At 53.2% G+C, this 2,170-nt stretch carries 1 protein-coding gene; it reads right to left on the bottom strand.

From position 1 onward, the window contains the following. Positions 1-103: 103 nt before the first annotated feature. On the bottom strand, positions 104-2,104 hold the full coding sequence (gene rep / locus HMPREF3066_RS02860) for a DNA helicase Rep (protein WP_060975208.1): 2,001 nt from the start codon (positions 2,102-2,104) through the stop codon (positions 104-106). Positions 2,105-2,170: the final 66 nt, after the last annotated feature.

Genomic DNA, 2,170 nt, shown 5'->3' with positions numbered 1-2,170 from the left:
GCAGAGGCTGAGACAATGAACACGTTCTAAGATAGGAATATTGCAAAGGTCGTCTGAAACCGGATCTAGTTTCAGACGACCTTTTACTTGTCCATCTTTTGTTTCAGCCCTTCCCTTTCGCCGCCAACATATCCAGCATCCCCGCCAGATGGCTTCTGCCCTCTTCCTTGCTCACAATCGGTTCGCCGCCTTTGCGTCCTAAAATCTTGATGTCTTCCTGCGGCATTTCGTCTATGAAGCGGCTGGGTTCGGGGAACTGCCATGTGCCTTGTTTTTTGCGTTTGACGCAGTGGGTCAGCGTAAGCTGGCGTTTGGCGCGGGTGATGCCGACGTACATCAGGCGGCGTTCTTCTTCAACATTGTCTTCTTCGATGCTGTCGTTGTGCGGCAGGATGCCCTCTTCGCAGCCGACAAGGAAGACGTAGGGGTATTCCAAGCCTTTGGAGGCGTGTAGGGTTGAGAGTTTGACGGCATCGACTTCTTCTTCGCTTTTGCCTTCCAAGAGCGTCATTAGGGCGACGGTTTGGGCGAGTTCGATGATGTTTTTGCCGTCTTGTTCGCCTTTGCGCTCTAGCCAGCCGGTCAGGTCGCTGACGTTGCGCCATTTGATTTCGCCGGCTTTACCCTCTTCGCTGGCAAGCAGGTGGTTTTCGTAGTCGATTTCTTTGAGCAGGCTGTTGATGAGTTCGCCCGCTTCGCTGGTTTCGGCTTTGGCGCGGTAGCTGCCGAACATATCCATAAAGGCTTGCAGGTGTTGGCGGTTGGTATTGTTCAACAGGGCGAGTGCTTCTTCGTTTTGCGCGGCTTCATACAGGCTGCATTCGTGTTCGTGCGCGTAGGTGTTGAGTTTGCCCAGCGTTACATCGCCGATGCCGCGTTTGGGTGTGGTAACGGCGCGCAGGAAGGCGGGATCGTCGTTGGGGTTGGCAAGCAGGCGCAAATAGGACAAAACGTCTTTGATTTCGGCTTTGTCGAAAAAGCTTTGTCCGCCGGAGAGTTGGTAAGGAACGCGCGCGCTGCGCAAGGCTTCTTCAAAAATCCGCGCCTGATGGTTGCCGCGGTATAACACGGCGAAATCGGCGTATTGGGTTTTGTCGCCGCCGACCAGCTTCTGCTTGACGATTTGGCTGACAACCCAGTCGGCTTCGTGTTGCTCGTTTTGGCAGGCAACGACTTTGACGATTTCGCCTTCGCCGAACTGCGACCAAAGTTTTTTCGTGAACAGCTTGGGATTATTTTCGATGACTTTGTTGGCGATTTTGAGAATCCGCGCGGTGGAGCGGTAGTTTTGCTCCAGCTTGATAACCTTCATCTGCGGATAGTCTTCCTGCATTTTGCGCAGGTTTTCCATGTTTGCGCCGCGCCATGCGTAGATGGACTGGTCGTCGTCGCCGACGGCTGTAAACATGCCTTCCGCGCCGGTCAAGAGCTTCATCAGCGTAAATTGGCAGGTGTTGGTGTCCTGACATTCGTCAACCAACAGATAACGCAGCCGCCGCTGCCATTTGTTGCGCACTTCGCTGTTTTGCTGCAACAACACGGCGGGCAGGCGGATTAAGTCGTCGAAGTCCACCGCCTGATAGCTTTGTAAGGTTTCCTGATAGCTCGCATACACGCGCGCGATTTGTTCTTCCCAGGCGTTTGAGGCCGTCTGAAGCACGTCTTCGGGCGTTTTCAAATCGTTTTTCCACAGGGAAATCTGGTGCTGCGCTTTGAATAAGGCTTCTTTTCCCGTACCGCCTAAAAGTTCGCCGATGATTTTCGCGCTGTCGGTGGAATCGAGGATGGAGAAGTTTTTTTTGTAACCGATATGGTTCGCCTCTTCGCGCAGAATCTTCATGCCTAAAGAGTGAAACGTGCAAATCGTCAGCCCGCGCGTTTGCGATTTGGGCAGCATTTTGGCAACGCGTTCCTGCATTTCCGTAGCGGCTTTGTTGGTAAAGGTAATCGCGGCGACGGTATGCGGCAGATAGCCGACATTGACAATCAAATGTTTGATTTTTTGCGTAATCACGCCGGTTTTGCCGCTGCCGGCGCCGGCAAGCACGAGCAGAGGCCCGCCGAGGTATTTGACGGCGGCTTGCTGTTGGGGGTTGAGTTTCATGGGGAAAGAGTAGGGGAGTGTGTGAGGAAGAATTATATATAGTGGATTAACTTTAAACCAGTACGG

This window comes from Neisseria sp. HMSC03D10 (assembly GCF_001807625.1).
GTDB classification, from domain to species: Bacteria; Pseudomonadota; Gammaproteobacteria; order Burkholderiales; family Neisseriaceae; genus Neisseria; species Neisseria mucosa.
Note: the sequence above shows the minus strand (reverse complement) of the source record. Positions and strands in the feature narration are given on the sequence as shown.